This is a genomic window from Nocardia sp. BSTN01, from assembly GCF_015354405.1.
In the GTDB taxonomy this organism is placed as follows: Bacteria; Actinomycetota; Actinomycetes; order Mycobacteriales; family Mycobacteriaceae; genus Nocardia.
The window spans coordinates 1-6,225 of sequence record NZ_JADKYP010000114.1; the positions used below are offsets into that span (position 1 = coordinate 1).

Genomic DNA, 6,225 nt, shown 5'->3' on the forward strand with positions numbered 1-6,225 from the left:
GGCCCGCGGATATGTGGCGCGGCCGGACCTGTCCGCGGACCGGTTCGTGGCCAATCCCTTCGGGGGCGGGTCAGGGGGCATGGGCACAGCGGGCGGTACGCGCATGTACCGCACCGGCGACCTGGTGGTCTGGACGGAATCCGGTGAGCTCGAATACCTCGGCCGCACCGACTTCCAGGTGAAGGTGCGCGGCCTGCGCATCGAACTCGGGGAGATCGAATCCGCGCTGACCGCCGTCGCATCGGTGGGCCAGGCCGTGGTGGTGGTGCGCTCCGACGATCGCACCGGTGACCAGCTGGTCGCCTACCTGATCGCCGCACCGGGCGCCGAGATCGCCGTGGACGCGGTGAAATCCGCGCTGGCCGAACAACTTCCGGCGTACATGGTGCCCGCGGCCTTCGTGGTGCTCGACAGCTTCCCGCTCAACGCCTCCGGCAAATTGGATCGCAAAGCGCTGCCGGCGCCGACCTTCGCGGCCAAGGTGTTCCGCGCACCCAGCACCTCGGTGGAGCAGTCCGTCGCCGACGTGATCGCCGAAATCCTCGGCCTGGACCGTGTGGGCCTGGACGACGACTTCTTCGAACTCGGCGGCAACTCGCTGCTCGCCACCCAGGTCGCGGCCCGGCTGGGCGCGGCGCTCGACACCGAGGTCGGGGTCCGCACCCTGTTCGAGGCATCGACGGTGGCGGCGCTGGCCGCGCGACTGGAAACCCAAGCGGGACAGGGCGGCCGGCTCGCGCTGACCGCGCAGCCGCGGCCCGAGCCCGTCGTGCTCCCGGACGGCGAGACCGCGCAACTGGTCCCGCTCTCGCCGGCCCAGCAGCGGATGTGGTTCCTCAACCGGTTCGACAACCGCACCGCGGTCAACAACATCCCGGTCGCGATCCGGCTGACCGGCGCGCTGGACCGCGAGGCCTTCGCCGCGGCCGTGCGCGACGTGGTCGCGCGGCACGAATCGCTGCGCACCGTGTACCCGGAGGTCGCCGGCGACGGCTACCAGCGGGTGCTGTCCGCGCAGGCCGCCGGTGTCGAACTCGCCACCGAATCGGTGGACGCCGGCGATGTGCCCTCGCGCGTGGCGGAATTGGTCAACGTCTTCTTCGACGTGACCGCCGAGGTCCCGTTCCGCGCCACCCTGCTCGAGCTCGGCCCGCGCGACCAGATGGTCGTGCTGGTCATGCACCACATCTCCGGGGACGGCTTCTCGCTGCGCCCGCTGCTGCGTGATGTGGTCGCCGCCTACTCCGAGCGCGCGCGCGGCGAGTCCCCGCAGTGGGCGCCGCTGCCGGTGCAGTACGCGGACTACGCGCTGTGGCAGCGCGAGGTGCTCGGCGCCGAGGATGATCCGGAATCGGTCGCGGCCCGCCAGATCGCCTACTGGACCGAGCAATTGCGCGATCTGCCCGAGCAGATCGAACTGCCGGCCGATCGCCCGCGCCCGGAGATCGCCACCAACGCCGGTGCGACACACGAGTTCTCGATCGACGGCGACCTGCACGCGCGGCTCACCGAGTACGCACGCGCGCACGGCGTGACGCTGTTCATGCTGATGCACGCGGCCCTGGCCACCTGGGCGGCCCGGCTGTCGGGCAGCACCGATGTCGCCATCGGCACGCCGATCGCGGGCCGCGGTGAACGCGCACTCGACGACCTCATCGGCATGTTCGTCAACACGCTGGTGCTGCGCACTCCGGTGCGCCCGGATGCCACGTTCGCCGAACTGCTCGGCGAGGTGCGCCGGACCGACCTGGCGGCCTTCGCCAACGCCGACGTCCCGTTCGAGCGGCTGGTGGACGTGCTCAGTCCGGTGCGTTCCCAGGCGCATCATCCGTTGTTCCAGGTCGCATTGACCTTCGAGGCCGCCGGACAGCGCGACGCCACCACGGCCGCCCTGCCCGGTCTGGATCTCGCGGTCGTCGACGCCGATCCGGGAATGGCGAAATTCGATATCCAGCTGACCGTCGGCGATGCCGCCGACGGTGCCGGGCTGGCGCTGTCGTGGACCTACGCCACCGATCTGTTCGATCCGGAAACCGTCGCCGCCTTCTCCGACCGCCTGCTGCGCATCCTGCGCGGTGTCACCGAGGGCAGCGGCGACGCCACCACGGTGGTGGGCGATATCGATCTGCTCGGCGAGGGCGAACGCCTGGACGTCTCGCAGCGCTGGGTCTCGGCCGGCGAGGACGGCGGCACCGTGCGGTTCGCCGACCGGGCCGTGACGTTGTCGGATCTGTTCGACGCCGCGGTCGCCGAGCACGGCGACCGGGTGGCGGCGAAGTTCGGCGCCGATCAGCTCACCTACGCGGAACTGGATCGGCGCGCGAACCAGTTGGCGCGCAGGCTGATCGCCGACGGCGCGGGTCCCGAGACGCTGGTGGCGGTGGTGCTGCCGCGTTCGCTGGATCTGGTCGTCGCTCTGCTGGCGGTCGTCAAGTCCGGCGCGGGCTACGTGCCGATCGATCCGAGCTATCCGGCCGAACGCATCGCCTACGTGCTCGCGGATTCGCGCCCGGCCGGAGTGATCGTGGACGGCGGCACCGAGGTGGAACTGCCGGCCGGCCTGCCGACCGTGCTGATGGACGGATTCGGCGCGGAGACACCGGAATTGGTGGACGCGGGCGAGGGCCCGATCACCGATGCCGATCGCAACGCCCCGCTGTCGGCGAGCAATATCGCCTACGTCATCTACACCTCCGGCTCGACCGGCCGCCCCAAGGGGGTGGCGGTCGCGCACGGGAACGTGGTGCGGCTGTTCGCCAACACCGATCGCGAGTTCGGTTTCGGCGCCGACGACGTGTGGACGATGTTCCACTCCTTCGCCTTCGACTTCTCGGTGTGGGAGATCTGGGGTCCGCTGCTGTTCGGCGGCACGCTGGTCGTGGTCGACTACTACACCTCGCGCTCGCCCGAGCAGTTCCTGGAACTGCTGCGCCGCGAACGGGTGACGGTGCTCAACCAGACCCCCTCGGCGTTCTATCAGCTGGCCGAGGCCGATCGCCTCGCCGGTGGCCGGCCGCTGGCCCTGCGCTACGTGGTCTTCGGCGGTGAGGCGCTCGAGCTGCGCCGGCTCGCGGACTGGGTGGCCCGCCACGGTGACACCGCGCCGCGACTGGTCAACATGTACGGCATCACCGAGACCACGGTGCACGTCTCGCATCGGGTGCTCGATGCCGAAACCATCGCCGCCGCAACTGGTTCGGTGGTCGGCCGGGCCATCGCCGGACTGCGGGTGTACGTCCTCGACGACCGGCTGCATCCGGTTCCGGTCGGCGTGGCCGGTGAGATGTATGTCGCCGGTCCGCAGTTGGCGCGCGGCTATCTGGGCCGTCCGGATCTGACCGCCGCCCGCTTCGTCGCGGATCCGCTGGGCGAGCCCGGAACGCTGCTGTACCGCTCCGGCGACGTGGCGCGCTGGAACCGCTTCGGGGAGCTCGAATATCTGGGCCGTGCCGACGATCAGGTCAAGGTGCGCGGTTTCCGCATCGAACTCGGCGAGATCGAGGCCGCGGTGCTGGCCCAGCCGGGGATCGCGCAGGCCGCGGTCGTCGTGCGTGAGGACCAGCCGGGCGACCAGCGCATCGTCGCCTATGTGGTGCCCCCGGCCGGACAGACCGAGCCGGCGCTGGACGTCGTGCGCGACGGCGCGGCCGAACGGCTGCCCGCGTACATGGTGCCCTCGGCGTTCGTGGTGCTGGACCGCATTCCGCTGACCGTCAACGGCAAACTGGACCGCCGCGCCCTGCCCGCCCCCGCGGTGCAGTCGCGCGCCTTCCGGGCCGCCGAGACTCCGGTGCAGGAAATCGTGGCCGCGGTCTTCGCCGAGGTGCTCGATGTAGAACGGGTCGGGCTCGACGACGACTTCTTCGATCTCGGCGGCAACTCGCTCATCGCCACCCGCGTCGTCTCCCGCATCGGGGCGGCGCTGGGCACGACGGTGGGTGTGCGCGCGCTGTTCGAGGCCTCGACCGTGGAGTCGCTGGCCGCGCGGCTGGAAACGCATACCGGCGGCGAGGCGCGCCCGCGCCTGATCGCCCGCCCGCGCGCCGCCGCGGAACCGGTGCCGCTGTCGTTCGCGCAGCAGCGCATGTGGTTCCTGAACCAGTACGACACCTCCTCGGCGGCCTACAACCTGCCGCTGGTGGTCCGGCTCTCCGGTGAACTCGACACGGCCGCATTGGAATTGGCCGTGTTCGACGTGGTGCGCCGGCACGAGTCGCTGCGCACCCGCTATCCGGAGCACGGCGGCACGCCGATGCAGCTGGTGGTGCCGGCCGAGCAGATCGTGCTGGATCTGCGCGCCTACGCCGTCTCGGATGCCGATCTGACCACCGCGGTGACCGATTTCGCCTCCGCGGGATTCGATGTGGCCGAACAGGTTCCGTTGCGCGCCCGGCTGTTCCAGGTGCACAGCGACGAACACGTGCTGGTCGTGGTCGTGCACCACATCGCCGCCGACGGGTTCTCGATGACCCCGCTGGCCCGCGACGTGATGAGCGCCTACACGGCCCGCACCCAGGGCAGCGCCCCCGGCTGGGCGCCGCTGGAGGTGCAGTACGCCGATTTCGCGATCTGGCAGCGCGAGGTGCTGGGCTCGGAGGACGATCCGCAGTCGCTGCTGGCCCGCCAGGTCGACTACTGGCAGCGCTCGCTGTCCGGAATTCCGGAAGAGCTCACCCTGCCCGCCGACCGCCCGCGTCCGGCGATCGCCTCGCTGCGCGGCGCCGAACTGCATCGCACCCTGACGCCGGAGCTGATCGGAGCGCTGGAAGGCGTTGCGCGCGAACAGGGTTCGTCGCTGTTCATGGTGATGCACGCGGCCCTGGCCGTGCTGCTGGGACATCTGTCGGGCACCGACGACATCGCCGTCGGCACCCCGATCGCCGGTCGCGGTGAGGCCGCGCTCGACGATCTGGTCGGCATGTTCGTCAACACCCTGGTGTTGCGGACCGGCATCGACCCCGACGAGTCGTTCACCGGACTGCTGGAACGGGTCCGCCACACCGACCTCGAGGCCTTCGGCAACGCGGACGTGCCGTTCGAGCGGCTGGTGGAACTGCTGGCGCCGGAGCGCTCGCAGGCGCGCAACCCGCTGTTCCAGGTGATGCTGGCCTTCCAGAACCTCGACCGCGCGAGCCTCGAGCTGCCGGGCCTGACCGTGTCCACGGTCGAGCGGGAGGAGAACATCGCCCGCTTCGACCTGCAGTTCACGCTGTCGGAACGGGTCGGCGACGCCGACGGTGCGGCCGCCAACGGTATGGCGCTGAACCTCGTCTACGCCACCGATCTGTTCGACGAGCAGACCGCCTCGGAAATCGCCGATCGCTGGATCCGGGTGCTGCGGGCGGTGGCCACCGATCCGCGCATCGCCGTCGGCGCGGTCGACGTCCTCGAGGCGTCCGAGCGCGCGGACCTGCTCGCGCGCACGGGTGGCCCGGCGGTCGCGGCGGCGACCCTGCCGCAGCTGCTGGCCGAGGCCGCCGGCCGCGACCCGCAGGCTCCCGCGGTGATCGCCGACGGGCGCACCCTCACCTACCGCGAACTCGACGAGCGGTCGAACCGCTTGGCGCGCTTGCTGATCGAACGCGGTACCAGCACCGAGGACCTGGTCGCGGTGGCCGTGCCGCGCTCGGCCGAAAGCTATCTGGCCGAATGGGCGGTGACCAAGTCGGGTGCGGCGTTCGTGCCGATCGACCCCGCGTACCCGGCCGACCGCATCGACCACATGGTCACCGATTCGGGTTCGCCCGTCGGCCTCACCGTCGCCGCGGTGCGCGACGATCTGCCGGAGTCGGTGGACTGGCTGGTTCTCGACGAGCTCGAACTCGACGGTTACGGCGCCGCCGCGATCACCGACGCCGACCGGGTGCGCCCGTTGCGCGTCGAGCATCCGGCCTACGTCATCTACACCTCGGGTTCCACCGGTGTGCCCAAGGGCGTGGTGGTCACCCATGCCGGTCTGGCGAACTTCCGCGCCGAACAGAACGAGCGCTACCGGCTCGATTCCGATTCGCGCGCACTGCATTTCGCCTCGCCCAGCTTCGACGCCTCGATTCTGGAGTTCCTGCTCGCCGTCGGTGCGGGCGGTGCGCTGGTCGTGGTGCCCCCGGGCACCTACGGCGGCAGCGAACTCGGTGAGCTGATCGCCCGTGAGGGCGTCACCCACGCCCTGATCACCCCGTCGGTGCTGGCCACCCTCGATCCCGCCGATCTGGCCGGGATGCGGGT

Annotated in this window: 1 protein-coding gene; it reads left to right on the plus strand. The window is 70.8% G+C overall.

What is annotated here, in order from left to right; genetic code table 11:
- On the plus strand, positions 1-6,225 hold a 6,225-nt coding region (locus IRT45_RS35730; RefSeq protein WP_194810176.1), incomplete at both ends, for a non-ribosomal peptide synthetase.